The following is a 17,102-nucleotide window of genomic DNA, read 5'->3' on the forward strand; positions in this document are numbered from 1 at the left end:
CCAAATAGTTCTCTTAAGAACTTTAAAGTTACTATGAGAACTATTTTAACACGAAAAAGATCCCTGTCAAGAAAAAAGTTTCCATAAGAACTAAAAAAATGGAGCCGAATCGACTCCATCCTTCATCTTTAGATAATAATGCCTTCTAGATGATCCATTTCATGCTGACAGATCTGGGCTGGAAATCCTGACAAATGAATTTTTTTTGCTTTCCAATTCACATCTCGATAGGCCACTGAAATCTCCTCATAACGAGTGGTCGGCCGACTCCCCACCAAGGACAAGCATCCTTCCTCTGTTTGGTAAGGCTTTTTCTTTTCAAGGAGAACAGGATTAAACAGGACCAGATTTTCGCTTCCCATTCGGATAATAATCGCCCGCTTTTTCACCCCGATCATATTAGCCGCTAAACCGACACACTCAAGGAGATGAGCATTTAAGGTGTCCTGCAAATCCAAAGCCAAAGTGCGATCCTCAGGTGTCGCTTCTTCTGACTTTTGACCCAAGAATAAGACATCTTTTACAATATTCTTTTTCATTCCTTCCTCACTTCTTGATAGATAGACGAAAGAAGAGAGTGGGACAGAAATCGGTAATTCGTTAGAATTCGATTTCGTCGTCCCACCTCCGCACAGTTGAGTAGGGCTGTAAAAGCTGATGAAATCAGCGTAGTAGAGCCCACTCAACCACTGCGTCTTGCTCGACAATCCAAAAATAATTGAGAGGCTAGGACTTTTGTCCCAGCCTCCTCGCTCTTGTTTCTAACCTCTAAGAGACAATTGCTTCTTATTTTTTAAGCTTCTCACTCACTTCTTTTGCAAGGACAAAGTTCCCCAAGGTCGCTGAACCATTGCCAGCAACTGCAGGTGTCACAATGTAATCTCTCACATCTGGTACAGGGAGGTAACCGTTCAAGAGAGCAGTAAATTTCGTGCGAACACGATCTAACATGTGTTGTTGAGCCATGACTCCTCCTCCAAAGACAATGACGTCTGGGCGGAAGGTAACTGTCGCATTCACTGCTGCTTGTGCGATGTAGTAGGCTTGAATATCCCATACATTGCTGTTGAGTTCAATGTTTTCCCCACGAATACCTGTACGAGCTTCCAGACTAGGACCAGCCGCAAAGCCTTCCAAACAGCCATTGTGGAAAGGACAAACACCCTTGAATTCTTTTTCCACATCCATTGGGTGTTGAGCCACATAGTAGTGCCCCATTTCTGGGTGTCCAGCTCCCCCGATAAACTCGCCACGTTGGATGACACCAGCTCCGATTCCTGTTCCGATTGTATAGTAAACCAAGTTTTCGATATGACCACCCGCATTATTGCGTGCGACCACTTCTCCATAGGCAGAACTATTCACATCTGTCGTGAAATAGATAGGTACATTCAAGGCACGTCGGAAAGCCCCAACGATATCTACATTGGCCCAATTTGGTTTTGGAGTCGTTGTGATGAAACCATAAGTGTTTGAATTTGGATCGATATCAATTGGTCCAAATGAACCAATCGCAAGCCCAACTAGATCCTCAAATTTTGAGAAAAATTCAATACACTTATCAATCGTCTCAATTGGCTTGGTTGTTGGAAATTGTACTTTTTCCACAACATTATAGTTTTCATCACCAACTGCACAAACAAATTTTGTACCGCCAGCTTCCAAACTTCCATATAATTTTGTCATGTTGGCTCCTTTTTTATTATGAAAAATATCCTGTATTTATTATAGCATATTTTGTAGTCAATCTTTTTCTCTTCTCTAAAGAAAAAACACACCTTTTTTGAGAAATAAAATTCAAGGACTGGAGATGATAGACCAGTCCTTGAGAACTTATTTTTCGATTAAGCTTTAACTTCGATGATTGCATCACCCTTCGCAACAGATCCAGTTGCAACAGGTGTGACAGAAGCAAAGTCAGCTGTGTTAGTGACGATCACCATAGTTGTGTCTTCAAGACCAGCTGCGGCAATTTTCGCTGCATCAAATGTACCAAGGACATCACCAGCTTTAACTTTATCGCCTTGAGCTACTTTTTGATCAAATCCTTCACCGTTCATTGATACTGTATCAATCCCAACGTGGATCAAGATTTCAGCACCATTAGCTGTTTTCAAACCGTAAGCGTGACCCGTTGCAAAAGCAATGGTTACTTCAGCATCCGCTGGTGCATAGACAACGCCTTCAGTTGGTTTGATAGCAATTCCTTGTCCCATCGCTCCACTTGAGAAGACAGGATCATTCACATCAGCAAGAGCTACTGTACTACCAACGATAGGAGAGATGATCGTTTCGTCTTGAAGAGATGCTGGAAGAGCTCCAGTTGTTTCTTCTTCAACCAGACGTTCAGTTGTCGCATTTTCAGAAGCAACCACAGGAGCTTCATCTTCATAACCAAACATGTAAGTCAATGCAAATCCAAGCGCAAATGAAACTGCTACCATAAGCAAATATTGAGCAAGTTGACCATTACCAATATAAAGCATTGTACCAGGAATGATAGTGATACCATTACCTGTTCCAGCAAGTCCAAGGAGAGATGCCAATCCACCACCGATTGCACCTGCGATCAATGAAAGGAAGAATGGTTTACGGAAACGCAAGTTAACCCCGAAGATAGCAGGCTCAGTGATACCGAGGAAGGCAGAAAGTGCTGCTGGGAAAGCTAAAGCTTTCAATTTTGCATTTTTAGTTTTCACAGCTACTGCAACTGTCGCAGCACCTTGGGCTGTCATTGCTGCAGTAATGATCGCATTAAACGGATTAGCATGATCGGCTGCTAACAATTGAACTTCAAGTAAGTTAAAGATATGGTGGACACCAGATACGACAATCAATTGGTGAACTCCACCAATGAGCAATCCACCAAGACCAAATGGCAAATTAAGAATTGCTTTTGTACCAATTAAGATATACGTTTCAACTACGTGGAAAACTGGCCCAATAACGAATAATCCAAGAATTGACATCACGAAGAGTGTCACAAAAGGAGTAACCAAAAGATCTAATACATCCGGAACTACTTTTCGAAGTGATTTTTCAAATTTTGCACCAAGAACCCCGATAATGAAGGCTGGAAGAACAGATCCTTGCAACCCTACGACTGGAATAAAGCCGAAGAATTTCATAGCAGTCACTTCACCACCGGATGCAACCGCCCAGGCATTTGGAAGCGAACCAGACACAAGCATCATACCAAGAACGATACCAACTGCTGGATTCCCACCAAAGACACGGAAGGTTGACCAAACGACAAGACCTGGCAAGATGATGAAGGCCGTATCCGTCAAAATTTGAGTATAAGTCGTAACATCTTCTGGAAGAGTCACACCAAGGGCATTCAAGAGTCCACGGACACCCATGAAGAGACCTGTCGCAACAATAACTGGGATGATTGGTACAAAGACATCACCGAAAGTACGGATCGCGCGTTGGAACCAATTTCCTTGTTTAGCTGCTTCAGCTTTCATCTCAGCCTTAGTTGAGGTTGGTAATCCAAGAGCTACTACTTCATCGTAGATCTTGTTTACAGTACCAGTACCAAAGATGATTTGGTATTGACCTGAGTTAAAGAAAGCACCTTGTACTTTTTCGATATTCTCAACAACATCTTTGTTGATTTTTGATTCATCTTTTACCATCACGCGAAGACGAGTCGCACAGTGAGCAACACTGCTAACGTTCTCAACCCCACCGATTGCATCGATGACCTGCTTTGCAATTTCTGTATTTGACATTTTGCAAAAATCTCCTTGTTTTTTTGTAATGTAAACGGTTAAACCGTTTCTACGTTTTCAATTGTACCACGTATTGAAAATATGTCAACCGTTTTGCAGGATTTTTTTGAAACTTTTTAAACTATTTTGACAGTTTTTGATAGGATGTAAGAATTTTCATTCGTATAATCGTTTTAACAACGCTGTTAAGGGGTACTTCTTAGTTTTTTTGTTTTCAAAAACTTTCACATTTTCATTCATTTTCATTTTTAAACCTCTTTAAAACACCTTCTTTTAGATGTCAAGCGTTTGACATTTTTAGCTGTTTTTTCCATTTATCACTTGCATTTTTAATGGGAAATCTGTACTATGGAAGTAAGAAAAAATTCGGAGGAATAAAATGGAATGGACAACTGAACGTCGTTACCGACGTTACGAAGACTGGACAAGGGAGGAAAAGCAAGCCATCCAAGATCTTATGGCGAAATCTCCTTGGCATACACACTATCATGTTGAGCCAAAAGCTGGTCTCTTAAATGATCCTAACGGTTTTTCCTACTTTGATGGAAAATGGATCTTGTTTTACCAAAATTTCCCATTTGGTGCAGCCCATGGGTTAAAATCATGGGTACAAACAGAAAGTGAAGACTTGGTTCATTTCAAAGAAACTGGGGTAACGCTTCTTCCAGACACAGATCTGGATAGCCACGGAGCTTATTCTGGTTCTGCTATGCAGTTTGATGACAAACTTTTCTTATTCTATACTGGAAATGTTCGTGATGCTGAATGGGTCCGTCATCCCTACCAAGTCGGTGCTTTAATGGACAAAGAAGGAAAGATTGAAAAAATTGACAAAATCTTGATTGATCAACCGGCTGACTCCACTGATCACTTCCGCGACCCACAGATTTTTAACTTTAAAGGCCAATACTACGCCATCGTTGGCGGGCAAGACCCTGAGAAGAAAGGATTCATCCGTCTTTACAAGGCTGTAGATAATGACTATACCAACTGGGTTGCAGTCGGTGATTTGGATTTTGCAAACGATCGGACAGCTTATATGATGGAGTGTCCCAACCTCGTCTTTGTTGGAGACCAACCCGTTCTCCTCTACTGTCCTCAAGGATTGGACAAATCAGTCCTCGATTATGACAATATCTATCCAAATATGTACAAGATTGGGGCAAGCTTTGACCCAGAAAAGGCCAAAATGGTCGATGTATCTGAATTACATAATCTTGACTACGGTTTTGAAGCCTATGCCACTCAAGGATTCAATGCACCTGATGGGCGTGCCTATGCTGTTAGCTGGTTAGGTCTTCCTGACGTTTCTTATCCAACCGATTCCTATGACTACCAAGGTGCTCTTTCGCTGGTCAAAGAATTAACCATCAAAGATGGCAAGCTCTACCAATACCCAGTTGAAGCAATCAAGGACTTGCGCGCTGAGAGTGAGGAATTTGCCAACAAGGCACAAACCAAGAACTGCTATGAATTGGAATTGCAGTTTGAAAAAGATAGCCTGAACGAAATCGTCCTCTTTGCAGATGCAGAAGGAAAGGGCTTAGTTCTAACATTTGATCTAGCTAAAGGATTGGTCACAGTGGATCGTAGCCAGGCAGGCGAGCAATATGCCCAAGACTTCGGTACGAGCCGTAGTTGCACGATCGCTAACCAAGCGACAACTGCTAATATTTTCATTGACAATTCGATTTTTGAAATCTTTATCAATAAAGGAGAAAAAGTATTTTCTGGTCGGGTCTACCCACATGCAGATCAAAATGGAATCTTGATCAAGTCTGGAACCCTTACTGGAACTTACTACGAACTTGATTATGGTCGCAAAGCTAACTGATGTCGCCAAACTTGCTGGCGTCAGCCCTACTACTGTCTCACGGGTGATCAATAACAAAGGGTACCTGTCTGAAAAAACGATCCAAAAAGTCCAAGAAGCCATGAGAGAATTGGGCTATAAACCCAATAATGTCGCACGTAGCTTGCAAGGAAAGTCAGCCAAGTTAGTTGGCCTAATCTTTCCCAACATTAGTCATGTTTTCTACGCTGAATTGATCGATAAATTAGAACACCAACTTTTTAAACATGGCTATAAGACCATCATCTGCAATAGTGAACATAACTCTGAAAAAGAGCGCGAATATATTGAAATGTTGGAAGCGAATCAGGTAGATGGCATCATTTCAGGAAGTCACAACTTAGGAATCGATGATTATAACCGGGTGACCGCTCCCATCATTGCCTTTGACCGCAACCTCTCCCCAGAAATCCCTGTTGTCTCTTCAGATAACTACGCCGGCGGGGTCCTAGCTGCAGAAACCTTAGCTAAAACAGGTTCCCAAAACATCATCATGATCACAGGAAATGATAATTCGAATTCCCCGACAGGTTTGCGTCATGCTGGCTTTGCTTCCGTCCTTCCTGATGCTCCAATCATTAATGTTTCCAGTGATTTTTCTCCTATTCGCAAAGAAATGGAAATCAAACAGATCTTAACCCACCAAAAACCAGATGCTATTTTTGCATCAGATGATTTGACGGCTATCTTGATCATGAAAGTTGCAAAAGAGTTAGAACTCCAGATTCCTCAAGATCTTAAAGTAATCGGCTATGATGGCACTCAATTTATCGAAAATTATACTCCTGAACTGACAACCATCCAACAACCTCTTAAAGATATTGCGATCCTCATGGTTGATCTTTTACTTCAAAAAATTGAAGGAAAAAAAGTAACGACAACAGGTTATTTCTTACCTGTTAGCCTCCATTCTGGAAAAAGTGTCTAAAACAACCCCTACAGTTCTATACTGTAGGGGTTATTATTCGTCAAAAAAAGGCTGGGCAAAAACTGTCTAGCCTTTTATATTTAATAGAAATAACTGTATGACGCAGTGGTTGATTGCTCAAAGCACTGCTTTGAGGTGGTGGATAGGACTTGCGAAGCAAGTTTCCTAAGTATTTGTTCGCCTTTTAAGCTCCAAAGATGACCTAATGAGGGAAACAAAGTTTCCTTTATCCACAACCTTCAACAGTCTCCCATACTGTTGAAGCTATGCGTGGGTGGGAAAATTGAAAAGGTTTGGGGAACCTTTTCAACCTTATTTAATTTTAAGAGTTCTTTCCCACTCCCTTTTCATTATTCTTCTGTCACAAATTGACTGAGGACACCATTGACAAATCGTGAAGAGATTTCATCTGAAAAGGCTTTGGCCAATTCAACTGCCTCATTGACTGCGACGATCTGTGGTGTATCAAACTCTGTTATTTCATAAATTCCAAGACGAAGGATGTTTTTCTCTACCAAGGTCAAGCGTTCTACTGTCCAACCTGCTTTCAAATGTTGACCGATTTGTTGGTCCAATTGATCTTTAGACTGATAAACACCAGTCACGAGATTCATGAGAAAGGCAGGAAGATCAACTTCTTTGTCTTCTGCTATGTCCTTATCATGTAGATAAGCAAAACGACAAGCTTCAATAATGTCCCCATCGTATTCCAAGGCCATCAAGGCTTGAAAAGCACGCTCGCGCAGCTCTCGACGTGATTCTAATAAAATTTCATCAGTCATTGAGAAAGTCCTCGTTAAACAAGTCTTTCAAATCTGGTTTTGGAGATTTTTCGGTTGCGATCCCAACAACGTGAATGTTGACAGCATCCAAGGTTACATCTGCCATATCATAAACCGCTGACTTGACCGCTTTTTGAATCGCTACCGCGACAGATGGTACAGCAACTCCGTATTCTAAATAGAGATAGATGTCTACTGAAACTTGACCATCTTCCTCGGTATGAAGGTATACGCCACGTCCAAGCGAACGTTTTGATAAGCTATCTGAAACACTTTTATTTTCAAGTGAATAGACACCTTCTACTTTTGCTGTCGCAATCGCAATAATTTTTTCTAATACACGTGGTGCAATAACGATGTCACCAAATTGTTCAGTTGCCATAGAAGTTCCTTTCTATTTGACACCCTGAGATGTCTCTTATGCACGAGAAACGTAAGTTCCTTCAGTAGTGTTAATGACCAATTTTTGTCCAGCTTCGATGAAGTCAGGAACGTTTACGACCAAACCAGTTTCCATTGTAGCAGGTTTACCAGAACCAGTCACTGTAGCACCCTTGATAGATGGTTGAGTTTCTGCAACAGTCAATTCAACAGTTGTAGGAACTGTTACACCGATCACTTCGCTTCCGTAGAATTGAATTTTTACTTCTGAGTTTTCAAGGATGTAAAGCAATTCTTGTTCTACGTTCACAACTGGAATTTCATATTGGTCATATGTTTCAGTGTTCATGAAGTAGGCTGTATCATCCATTTTGTACAAGTATTGAGCTGGAACAGTTTCGATAATCGCTTGTTCAAATTTTTCTTCTGGACGGTAGCTTGTATCAAATGTTGAACCAGTACGGACATCACGCAATTTCATACGCATGATAGTGTTTCCTTTACCTGGTTTGTGGTGGCTAGCTTCCAAAACGCGGATCAATTTTCCATCAGCTGTTTCAAAAGTCATACCAGCTTTCAATTTACTTGCTTCGATCATGTTTTATTACCTCTTTTTTAAAAATAGATTACTCTTTATTGTAACACACTATTTGATTTTTCTCAAACAGCAATCTTCTCTTTTTGAGAAGAAAGGATTGCTATGGACCGCCCCTGATCCATACACATCCAAATTCCCCTTTGCTTCTTTCGTGTTTTGTTATTGTAGTTCCTATACCAAAATGGATAGGACTCCAAATAAGATGTCTGGGAGAAGAATTACTCTACAATTCATTTCATAGTCTTCTCTTCACATCTCTGTCTAAACAGAAGTTAAGAAAAACGTATACTTTAAAGGACAATCAATTCTTTAGGAGCAAGGGTCAAGACTTCACAGCCTGTTTCTGTGATCAAGAGGTCATCTTCGATCCGCACACCAGAGAGGCCTTCGATATAAATACCTGGCTCATCTGTTAAGACCATCCCTGCTTGAATCGCTTCTTTAGACGTTTGGCTGAAGTATGGTTCTTCGTGAATATCTAGTCCAATTCCATGACCGATTCCATGCGTAAAGTATTGGCCATAGCCGGCTGCTTCGATCACATCACGTGGGATTTTATCAAAATCACGGAAGCCAAGTCCATCTTTAGCAGCAGCAATCAAGGCTTGATTGGCTTTCAAAACGGTTTCGTAAATTTCTCTTTCCTTGTCGCTGACATGTCCTGCATAGATAGTCCGTGTCATATCACTGACATAGTGGTCATACAAGCAACCAAAATCAAGGGTCAAGGCATCTCCTGCTGAAATGACCCGATCACTTGGAGTCGCGTGAGGCATCGCAGAGCGTTCACCAGCTGCTGAGATAATATCGAAAGATACACCAGAAGCTCCCAACTCCCGCATTCTAAAATCGAGGAAAGTCGCTGCTTCCAACTCTGTCGTTTGCCCTACCTTGATATAATCCAAAATATCATGGAAGGCTTGGTCAGAGATGCTACAAGCTTTTTTAATGGCCGCAATCTCCGTTTCATCTTTAATCAAGCGCAATTCCATCACAAAGTTCGCTAGGGATTGAAGGCTAATGCCATTGAAAACAGAAGCCATGCGGGCATGGTAGGCTACTGTCACTTCGTCCTCAAAACCAAGTTCTTTGATTCCAAGGTCTTTAACGATCTCTGCAGCTGCAGTCAACTCATCGCGGGTTTCCACAATCTCTACCAAGGGGAAACAAGTCGCATGGGCATGGATGGTGTAGCGCGAATCTGTAAAGAGGACCACACGTTCTTCTGTCACCAAAGCAGTCCCGTTTGAACCCCAGAAATTGGTCAAATAATAAACATTTTTCAAATTGTTAATCAATACCGCTTTGAGGTTTTGGGCTTTCATTTTGTTTCTTAAGTTGCTGATCCGTTGATTCATTGTAATTTTCCTTTCAAATATTGTCCTGTGTAACTGGCAGGATTTGCTGCTACTTCTTCTGGCGTTCCAGTCGCAATAATGGTTCCGCCACCGACACCGCCTTCTGGTCCTAAATCGATGATATGGTCTGCTGTCTTAATGACATCCAAATTGTGCTCAATCACAAGGACCGTATTGCCATCATCCACAAATCGCTCTAAGACTTTGATCAAGCGAGAAATGTCTTCGGTATGAAGTCCGGTCGTTGGTTCATCCAAAATATAGAAGGATTTTCCTGTAGAGCGCTTGTGCAATTCAGAAGCCAACTTCATCCGCTGCGCTTCCCCACCTGAAAGGGTGGTCGCTGGTTGCCCCAGCGTTACATAGCCCAAGCCCACATCTTGGATGGTCTTGAGTTTGCGTTCAATTTTTGGAATGTGCTTGAAGAATTCAACTGCCTTGTTGACCGTCATATCCAGCACTTCTGCGATATTTTTTTCCTTGTAGTGGACTTCTAATGTCTCACTATTGTAACGACGTCCATGGCAGACTTCACAAGGAACAAAGACATCCGGCAAGAAGTGCATTTCAATCTTGATGATCCCATCTCCTGAGCAAGCTTCACAACGCCCACCCTTGACATTGAAACTAAAGCGACCTTTTTTATAGCCCCGAATTTTGGCTTCATTGGTCTGAGCAAAGAGATCGCGAATATCATCAAAGACACCTGTATAGGTCGCTGGATTGGAACGAGGAGTCCGACCAATCGGGCTTTGATCAATGTCGATCAAGCGATCGATATGCTCAATCCCCTGAATGGTCTTGTATTTCCCTGGTTTTTCCGAATTGCGGTTGAGCTTTTGAGCGATGGCTTTTTTCAAGATGCCATTGATCAAGGTCGATTTCCCAGAACCGGAAACGCCAGTGACCGCAATAAATTTTCCTAGAGGAAAACGCGCCGTGATATCTTGCAAGTTGTTCTCACTGGCCCCTGTAATTTCAATAGAACGACCATTTCCTGAACGGCGCTCTGTTGGAACCGGAATCTTGCGCTTGCCGGACAAGTACTGTCCAGTGATGGATTTGCTGTTGCGAGCCACCTGCTTTGGAGTTCCTGCTGCAACGATCTCTCCACCAAAGACACCGGCACCTGGGCCGACGTCGATCAGGTAGTCTGCCTCTCTCATGGTATCTTCATCATGTTCGACGACGATCAAGGTGTTGCCTAAATCGCGCATCTTCTTGAGGCTGGCAATCAGGCGGTCATTGTCCCTTTGATGGAGGCCAATAGACGGCTCATCCAAGATGTAAAGGACACCAGAGAGGTTGGAACCGATCTGGGTTGCTAAGCGAATGCGCTGGCTTTCTCCACCTGATAAGGTTCCAGCCGATCGTGACAGGGTCAAGTAATTGAGCCCCACATTGTTTAAGAAGGTCAAGCGATCCTTAATCTCTTTTAGGATCGGTCTTGCAATCGTAGCTTCATTGTCCGTTAAGACCAGCTTGTCCACGGCTTTTAAGTGGTCCGCAATCGAAAGATCTGACACTTCCCCGATATGCATCCCTTTTTCTCCTCCGACACGAACAGAGAGAGCCTGGTCATTGAGACGGTAGCCATAGCAGGTCGCACAGGTCAATTCGTTCATATAAGAGCGCATTTGGTTGCGAGTGAAATCACTATTGGTCTCACGGAAACGACGGTGAATATTGTTTACGACCCCTTCAAAAGGAATCTCAATATCCCGAACTCCACCAAACTCATTTTCATAGTGGAAGTGGAATTCCTTGCCATTTGAACCATAGAGGACCAAGTCCTTTTCTTCTTGAGAAAGATCGGAAAACGGCTGATCCATATCAACGCCAAAATGGATCATGGCCTGCTCCAACATCTGTGGATAATAGTTGGAAGAGATCGGATTCCAAGGCGCTAGTGCTCCTTCCCGAAGGGTTAAACGATCATCTGGCACCACCAAATCCAAGTCCACCTCTAGCTTAATGCCCAGCCCATCACAGTCTGGACAAGATCCGAAAGGCGCATTGAAAGAAAAGAGGCGGGGCTCTAATTCAGGAACGGTAAAGCCACAGACTGGGCAAGCATAATGCTCAGAAAAGAGTAGCTCCTTGCCATCCATGGTATCAATCACCACATAACCATCCGCAATCCGAAGAGCTGCTTCAATCGAATCAAAGAGCCGCGAGCGGATGCCCTCTTTGATCACGATTCGGTCCACCACCACTTCAATCGTGTGCTGCTTGCTTTTAGATAGTTCTGGAACCTCTGTCACATCATAGATCTCACCATCGACCCGCACCCGGACATAGCCGTCTTTTTGCACCTTTTCAATAATATTCTTGTGCTGGCCTTTTTTCTTGCGAATAATAGGGGCTAGAATTTGCAGGCGTTGGCGCTCTGGTAATTCCAAGACTTGATCGACAATTTGCTCAACCGAAGAGGCTGTAATCGCTCCATGCCCATTGATACAATAAGGCGTCCCTACACGCGCATAGAGCAAGCGCAGGTAGTCATTGATCTCTGTTGCCGTCCCCACTGTAGAACGGGGGTTTTTACTGGTCGTTTTTTGGTCGATGGAAATGGCTGGACTCAAGCCGTCAATGGAGTCCACATCTGGTTTTTCCATATTTCCCAAGAATTGCCGGGCATAGGCCGATAAGCTCTCCACGTAGCGGCGCTGGCCTTCTGCATAGAGGGTATCAAAGGCCAGACTGGACTTTCCAGAACCAGACAAACCCGTCACCACAACTAATTTGTCCCGTGGAATTTCCATGTCTATATTTTTTAAATTATGGGCGCGTGCCCCATGAATGACAATTTTATCTTGCATGTTCTTACTCTAATCACCTTTTTGTTAACCTCCATTATAACAAATTTTTTAGTATTCTTTTATCCAAAACCGTCCTTTTTCTGATATAATGTTAAGGTGTAAAAAAACAAGGGGAGGCACCATGAAACAGGTCTTTTTATCGACAACGACTGAATTTAAGGAAATAGAGACGCTGGAACCCGGTAGCTGGATCAACCTTGTTAACCCTTCTCAAAGTGAATCGATGGAAATCGCCTCTGCTTTTAATATCGATATTGCAGACTTACGGGCACCACTCGATGCGGAAGAAATGTCCCGTATGACCATCGAAGATGAGTATACCTTGATCATCGTCGACGTTCCCATTAAGGAAGAGCGGAACAATCAGACCTACTACGTGACCATTCCGCTAGGGATTATCCTGACAGAAGAGGCTATTATCACGACTTGCTTGGAGAAATTGCCACTTCTCGATATCTTTATCAACCGACGCTTGCGGAATTTCTATACCTTTATGCGGTCGCGCTTTATCTTTCAAATCCTCTATCGCAACGCTGAACTCTACTTGTCTGCGCTTCGTACCTTGGATCGCAAAAGCGAGCAGATTGAAAGTCAATTGCACAAATCAACGCGTAATGAAGAGCTGATTGAGTTGATGGAGTTGGAAAAAACCATCGTCTACTTTAAGGCCTCTCTGAAAACCAATGAGCGCGTGATCAAGAAATTGACCAGTGCTACTAGTAACATCAAGAAATACCTAGAAGACGAGGATCTGTTGGAAGATACCTTGATCGAAACCCAGCAGGCCATCGAGATGGCAGATATTTATGGAAATATCCTGCACTCCATGACCGATACCTTCGCATCGATCATCTCCAACAACCAGAACAACATCATGAAGACCCTGGCCCTCGTCACCATTGTCATGTCCATTCCGACCATGATCTTTTCGGCCTACGGGATGAACTTCAAGGACAATGAGCTTCCGCTCAATGGCGAACCCCATGCCTTCTGGCTGATTATTTTCATCGCCTTTGCCCTGACTGGGTCTCTTGTCGTCTACCTCATCCATAAAAAATGGTTCTAACACCTACTAATAACACTAAGGAGTATTTATGTCTCAATTTGATTTGAATCAACTAAGCAAGAAAAACCAAGAATTTATCCGGATCGCCAAACACCAATTGCTTGAAAACGGAAAGACAGAGGAAGAAGCAGAAAGCCTCATCCAAGAAATTCTTCCAGCTATCCATGAAAACCAAGGAAAAGGAATTCCGGCACGGACCCTTTTTGGAGCTCCAACTGTATGGGCGAACTCTTTCAGCGAGAAAGAACGCTATGAAAAAGAGCATCCGAAATTAAACGATGCTCCCTCTCTCATGATTTTGGATTCCTTCCTCTTTATCTTTGGTGTCTTTGCTGCGATTAGTGCCTTCATGAACTTGGTCGCACCGCGTCGTACTGGCTATGGTTTGATCACCTTGATCCTTGGAAGTTTGACAGGGGCTTTGCTCTTATATCTCATGTACTACTTCTTCTATCAGTATATGGATGGCACCAAAGATCGCAGCGAGCGTCCTTCTCTTTGGAAATCCATGCCGATTCTTGTTGGAGTCATGTTCCTTTGGGTCATTGTCTTGTCCTTTACTTCCTTACTTCCACAGGTTCTCAACCCAACTATTCCAGATGTCCTTGCCATCGTTTTAGGAGCTCTAGCGCTTGTCCTTCGCTTCTACCTCAAGAAACGCTTTAATATTAAAAGTTCGAGCACAGCACCTGCAACTCGACGTTAAAAAGAAACGGATGAAGTTTTCATCCGTTTTTGTTTTACTGTATTTCCCTGTTCAATCTTTTTGAAAAGGGAACTATATATCTGTTTACACAACCACAATATGTAGTATTTCGACAATATTAAAAAAGGCGACTTCCAAATTGAGGAAATCGTCTTTTTATTAAATTAAATTTGCGTAGGGTAAACTTTTTATATATTCTTCTATATAAAGCCAATCTATCTCTCCGAGATTATTTTTGGGGAGATATAACTCTGTGTTTTTGAAACGTTCTCCACTCCAGCTTCTACCGAAAGAATATTTGTAACGTTCTTTGTCTAAAATAGTTATCAAAAACATTGCAGTATACTTGTTCAAATGCTCGCTATATCCAACAGAAGTTTTACCATTCATTCCTATGAATGGTTCTGGTTGATATGTTGAATATCCTCCGCTTCCATCACCCAAGTTCACAAAAACTATTCCGTTTCCATTAGAAATATACTCTTCATTTCCTTCTTTTGAGACAAATCTATCAAACCCATTGTCTTTTTTCTTAGCTGCAATATATGGAATATCCATGCCTTGAATGAGGTCAAAAGTAGTAGCTCCTTTTGTTCCTTCAATATTATCAAAAACTTTGTTTATATTGAAGTAATCCCAATTTATTTCATCAATATTTTTATCGGGTGTAGGAAATATAGTCGTTGAATTACTCAATTTTTCACCTACAAAATTTGAAAGTAAATTTATTTCTTGAAATTCTGATAGTCCCGTTTCTTCAAGTAACGACAATTCTTGTTTTGAACGATAAAGAAGGTAATCAGATATAGTCTTAACAAAATCCCTATTGGATAACTCATCATAGTTTGTTCGAGAATGAGCATATACTGTCCATTCATCACCTTTTTTGATTTTAGTTCGAATAATGTTGTACCCATCCGATGTATTTCCGTGAATAAGTTCATTGAGTAGTTTTTCTTCAATATCATTCCAATGGTCGTATATATCTGTTCTACCCTTGTTTTTGGATAATATAAAACCATCATTTTTCAAATCATAAAAAACAACATCATTATTATAATCGTGAGGAAGATGTGTTTCAAAAACAGCTATTGCTGTACTGGTTGAAGCGTTAGGTTGAAATAGGTCTTTTGGCATATTGATGACATATTTCAAAGTATGCTTAGATAGAATCTTATTTCTAAGCGATTTATCCTTGAAGTACATTGATAATGGAGCAATTACCACCCCATACCTTGAACAATTGTCTAACAGTTTTTTCAAGAATGTTATTTCTTTTGGAGTAGGGTCATCCTTGTTTTCTTTACCTGAATATGGCGGATTGATAAATCCAATCGTCGGTTTTACTTCTTTTAAAATTTTGTCAGCTTCTTTATCATTAACAGAATCCAGATTGTATATTCTAGATTTTCCATCTCCTCTGAACAGCATATTTGAGATAGCACAAATATACATTGTAGAATTAATTTCAAATCCGAGTAACTGATTTTCTTTTATGTTTTTTTCATCTGCACCCTGTATAGATAGTAGTTTATTCATTCCAGCAATCAAAAATGCACCAGTACCACAACAAAGGTCTAAAATTACATCGTTTGCTTTTAAGGGTATGAGTTTTGTAAATAAGCCAGTTATATGCCTTGGGGTTAGCACAATCCCTTTCTTTACGTTAGATACTCCTGCAAATTTTAGAAATTCTTCATAAAATTTACCCATAATATCATAGTTTGAATTGGTTGAGAAATGATTATTAAACAGTGGGATGACTTTTTGATTCAACTCATCTAGAATTTGTTTAAGAATTGCAGTGTTTTGCAAATTTACATCTGTTTTTATTGAACCCAACTCTCCTTCTAAAGCTCTCAGTTTATTTTCAGGAATACCTTCTTTTTCTAAAATTCCCTTTACCGTAGGATATAGGTTATCAAGTATTTGAATTGGAGTATAGCTAGGGTATAAATCGGGAAAATTATTGTAAAAATTCTCAGATTTATTGTAGAGACAAATCATTAGTACAGCAAGTAGTGTAGGTCGTTTTTGCGAATCAATTGACCGTAACAGATTATTTACCTTCTTACTTACTTTTGTTATATCTTCAATCGCTTTTTCTTCGTCAAGGTTGTTGAATAGTGCCAAAAATTCCGTCTCAGTAAGAAAATTAGACACCTTGTCAATATATTTGATATTTTGTTTTGTGTCTATATAATAGCAGCTAAACTTATGCTTGTACTCATCATACACATCCCCGCTAACAGCAATTCCAACAACTTTCCACGTGGAGAACTCTTTAATCGCAAATTTACTTAGATACCATTTGAGTCCTTCTACACATCCTTTTTTGATACTATCTAATTCGTGTTCCTGTATTGTTGGTTTTTCTTCAACAAGAATTAATAATCTTTTTTCCTTATTACAGTAAATTCTATCAGGAATACCATTTTTCCCGTTCATTTCCTTAGAAGAGTGCGATAGAACTTCAATTATTTCACTTGTTAATTTTGATTCTGTCTGGCTATCATCCCAATCAGAAACATTATAACCTAATTCTTGAAGTTTTTGAGTGACGCTTGGTGTAACTATCTTATCTTTTCTAACCATTTACGCCACCTCATTTCTGACAACAGAAAAGACCTTCTCACAAAAACATGAAAAAGTCTTCAAAAGGGGTTGACAAAAAGGCTGACTAGCTACATAATCAGCTTGATTTGATTTGATTTGATTTGATTTGATTTGATTTCTGTCATATTTTTCTCCTTGCTTATATAACAATACTATTATATCATAAAATACTAGTCTTGAAAAGAATTATACCCAAAACTACACCATTTTGTTGATTTTTGTGTTTTAAATGATATAATAGTTTTAGAATATAAAA

At 40.9% G+C, this 17,102-nt stretch carries 13 protein-coding genes; 4 read left to right on the forward strand and 9 right to left on the reverse strand.

All coding sequences use genetic code 11. The annotated features are described in order from the left end of the window. Nucleotides 1–128 precede the first annotated feature (128 nt). From HMPREF0833_RS05490 to HMPREF0833_RS05500, 3 genes are all read right to left on the reverse strand, one after another. Nucleotides 129–539, reverse strand: coding sequence for a peptide deformylase (locus HMPREF0833_RS05490; protein ID WP_013904089.1), 411 nt, complete (start codon nt 537–539; stop codon nt 129–131). Between the two features lie 247 nt (nt 540–786). Continuing rightward, complete coding sequence (gene scrK / locus HMPREF0833_RS05495; protein WP_003016958.1) at nt 787–1,686, reverse strand: fructokinase ScrK; 900 nt, start codon at nt 1,684–1,686, stop codon at nt 787–789. A 158-nt stretch (nt 1,687–1,844) separates the two neighbouring features. After that, nucleotides 1,845–3,737: a sucrose-specific PTS transporter subunit IIBC gene (locus HMPREF0833_RS05500; protein WP_013904090.1), complete on the reverse strand. Its 1,893-nt coding sequence runs from the start codon at nt 3,735–3,737 to the stop codon at nt 1,845–1,847. A gap of 379 nt (nt 3,738–4,116) precedes the next feature. Here HMPREF0833_RS05500 and HMPREF0833_RS05505 point away from each other — a divergent pair, with 379 nt between their 5' ends. Further along, the gene (locus HMPREF0833_RS05505) at nt 4,117–5,571 is read left to right on the forward strand and encodes a sucrose-6-phosphate hydrolase (protein WP_013904091.1); all 1,455 of its coding nucleotides are present in this window, start codon (nt 4,117–4,119) and stop codon (nt 5,569–5,571) included. Continuing rightward, nucleotides 5,552–6,517, forward strand: coding sequence for a LacI family DNA-binding transcriptional regulator (locus tag HMPREF0833_RS05510; protein WP_003016955.1), 966 nt, complete (start codon nt 5,552–5,554; stop codon nt 6,515–6,517). Before HMPREF0833_RS05505 ends, HMPREF0833_RS05510 begins: the two co-directional genes overlap by 20 nt. 350 nt (nt 6,518–6,867) lie before the next feature. On the opposite strand, the gene nusB is transcribed toward HMPREF0833_RS05510, so the two are convergent. The 5 genes from nusB to uvrA all read right to left on the reverse strand — a co-directional run bounded on the left by nusB (nt 6,868) and on the right by uvrA (nt 12,458). Next, complete coding sequence (nusB, locus tag HMPREF0833_RS05515; protein WP_003015705.1) at nt 6,868–7,299, reverse strand: transcription antitermination factor NusB; 432 nt, start codon at nt 7,297–7,299, stop codon at nt 6,868–6,870. Further along, a complete protein-coding gene (locus HMPREF0833_RS05520; RefSeq protein ID WP_003005404.1) occupies nt 7,292–7,681 on the reverse strand; it encodes an Asp23/Gls24 family envelope stress response protein in 390 nt (129 codons plus the stop codon). The genes nusB and HMPREF0833_RS05520 overlap by 8 nt, the downstream gene beginning before the upstream one ends. A 36-nt stretch (nt 7,682–7,717) precedes the next feature. Continuing rightward, nucleotides 7,718–8,278, reverse strand: coding sequence for an elongation factor P (gene efp / locus HMPREF0833_RS05525; protein WP_003005479.1), 561 nt, complete (start codon nt 8,276–8,278; stop codon nt 7,718–7,720). Between the two features lie 290 nt (nt 8,279–8,568). Then, nucleotides 8,569–9,636, reverse strand: coding sequence for a M24 family metallopeptidase (locus HMPREF0833_RS05530; protein ID WP_013904092.1), 1,068 nt, complete (start codon nt 9,634–9,636; stop codon nt 8,569–8,571). After that, the gene (uvrA, locus tag HMPREF0833_RS05535; protein WP_013904093.1) at nt 9,633–12,458 is read right to left on the reverse strand and encodes an excinuclease ABC subunit UvrA; all 2,826 of its coding nucleotides are present in this window, start codon (nt 12,456–12,458) and stop codon (nt 9,633–9,635) included. The genes HMPREF0833_RS05530 and uvrA overlap by 4 nt, the downstream gene beginning before the upstream one ends. Nucleotides 12,459–12,579: 121 nt before the next feature. Between uvrA and HMPREF0833_RS05540 the strand changes: the two genes are divergently transcribed. Then, the gene (locus HMPREF0833_RS05540) at nt 12,580–13,524 is read left to right on the forward strand and encodes a magnesium transporter CorA family protein (RefSeq protein WP_003005422.1); all 945 of its coding nucleotides are present in this window, start codon (nt 12,580–12,582) and stop codon (nt 13,522–13,524) included. Nucleotides 13,525–13,552: 28 nt separating this feature from the next. After that, a complete protein-coding gene (locus HMPREF0833_RS05545) occupies nt 13,553–14,230 on the forward strand; it encodes a DUF1129 domain-containing protein (protein ID WP_013904094.1) in 678 nt (225 codons plus the stop codon). A 159-nt stretch (nt 14,231–14,389) separates the two neighbouring features. Here the strand turns inward: HMPREF0833_RS05545 and HMPREF0833_RS05550 are convergent, their stop codons facing one another. After that, nucleotides 14,390–16,825, reverse strand: a complete 2,436-nt coding sequence (locus HMPREF0833_RS05550) for an HsdM family class I SAM-dependent methyltransferase (protein WP_013904095.1) — start codon at nt 16,823–16,825, stop codon at nt 14,390–14,392. Between the last annotated feature and the right edge of the window lie 277 nt (nt 16,826–17,102).

This window comes from Streptococcus parasanguinis ATCC 15912 (genome assembly GCF_000164675.2).
Lineage (GTDB): Bacteria > Bacillota > Bacilli > Lactobacillales > Streptococcaceae > Streptococcus > Streptococcus parasanguinis.

What these genes read in the sequence shown, in the direction of transcription:
- HMPREF0833_RS05505 (WP_013904091.1), top strand. Translation starts at nt 4,117, where the DNA reads ATGGAATGGACAACTGAACGTCGTTACCGACGTTACGAAGACTGGACA.
- HMPREF0833_RS05500 (WP_013904090.1), bottom strand. Translation starts at nt 3,737, where the DNA reads ATGTCAAATACAGAAATTGCAAAGCAGGTCATCGATGCAATCGGTGGG.
- HMPREF0833_RS05510 (WP_003016955.1), top strand. Translation starts at nt 5,552, where the DNA reads ATGGTCGCAAAGCTAACTGATGTCGCCAAACTTGCTGGCGTCAGCCCT.
- efp (WP_003005479.1), bottom strand. Translation starts at nt 8,278, where the DNA reads ATGATCGAAGCAAGTAAATTGAAAGCTGGTATGACTTTTGAAACAGCT.
- HMPREF0833_RS05550 (WP_013904095.1), bottom strand. Translation starts at nt 16,825, where the DNA reads ATGGTTAGAAAAGATAAGATAGTTACACCAAGCGTCACTCAAAAACTT.
- HMPREF0833_RS05530 (WP_013904092.1), bottom strand. Translation starts at nt 9,636, where the DNA reads ATGAATCAACGGATCAGCAACTTAAGAAACAAAATGAAAGCCCAAAAC.
- HMPREF0833_RS05490 (WP_013904089.1), bottom strand. Translation starts at nt 539, where the DNA reads ATGAAAAAGAATATTGTAAAAGATGTCTTATTCTTGGGTCAAAAGTCA.
- HMPREF0833_RS05540 (WP_003005422.1), top strand. Translation starts at nt 12,580, where the DNA reads ATGAAACAGGTCTTTTTATCGACAACGACTGAATTTAAGGAAATAGAG.
- uvrA (WP_013904093.1), bottom strand. Translation starts at nt 12,458, where the DNA reads ATGCAAGATAAAATTGTCATTCATGGGGCACGCGCCCATAATTTAAAA.
- HMPREF0833_RS05520 (WP_003005404.1), bottom strand. Translation starts at nt 7,681, where the DNA reads ATGGCAACTGAACAATTTGGTGACATCGTTATTGCACCACGTGTATTA.
- HMPREF0833_RS05545 (WP_013904094.1), top strand. Translation starts at nt 13,553, where the DNA reads ATGTCTCAATTTGATTTGAATCAACTAAGCAAGAAAAACCAAGAATTT.
- nusB (WP_003015705.1), bottom strand. Translation starts at nt 7,299, where the DNA reads ATGACTGATGAAATTTTATTAGAATCACGTCGAGAGCTGCGCGAGCGT.
- scrK (WP_003016958.1), bottom strand. Translation starts at nt 1,686, where the DNA reads ATGACAAAATTATATGGAAGTTTGGAAGCTGGCGGTACAAAATTTGTT.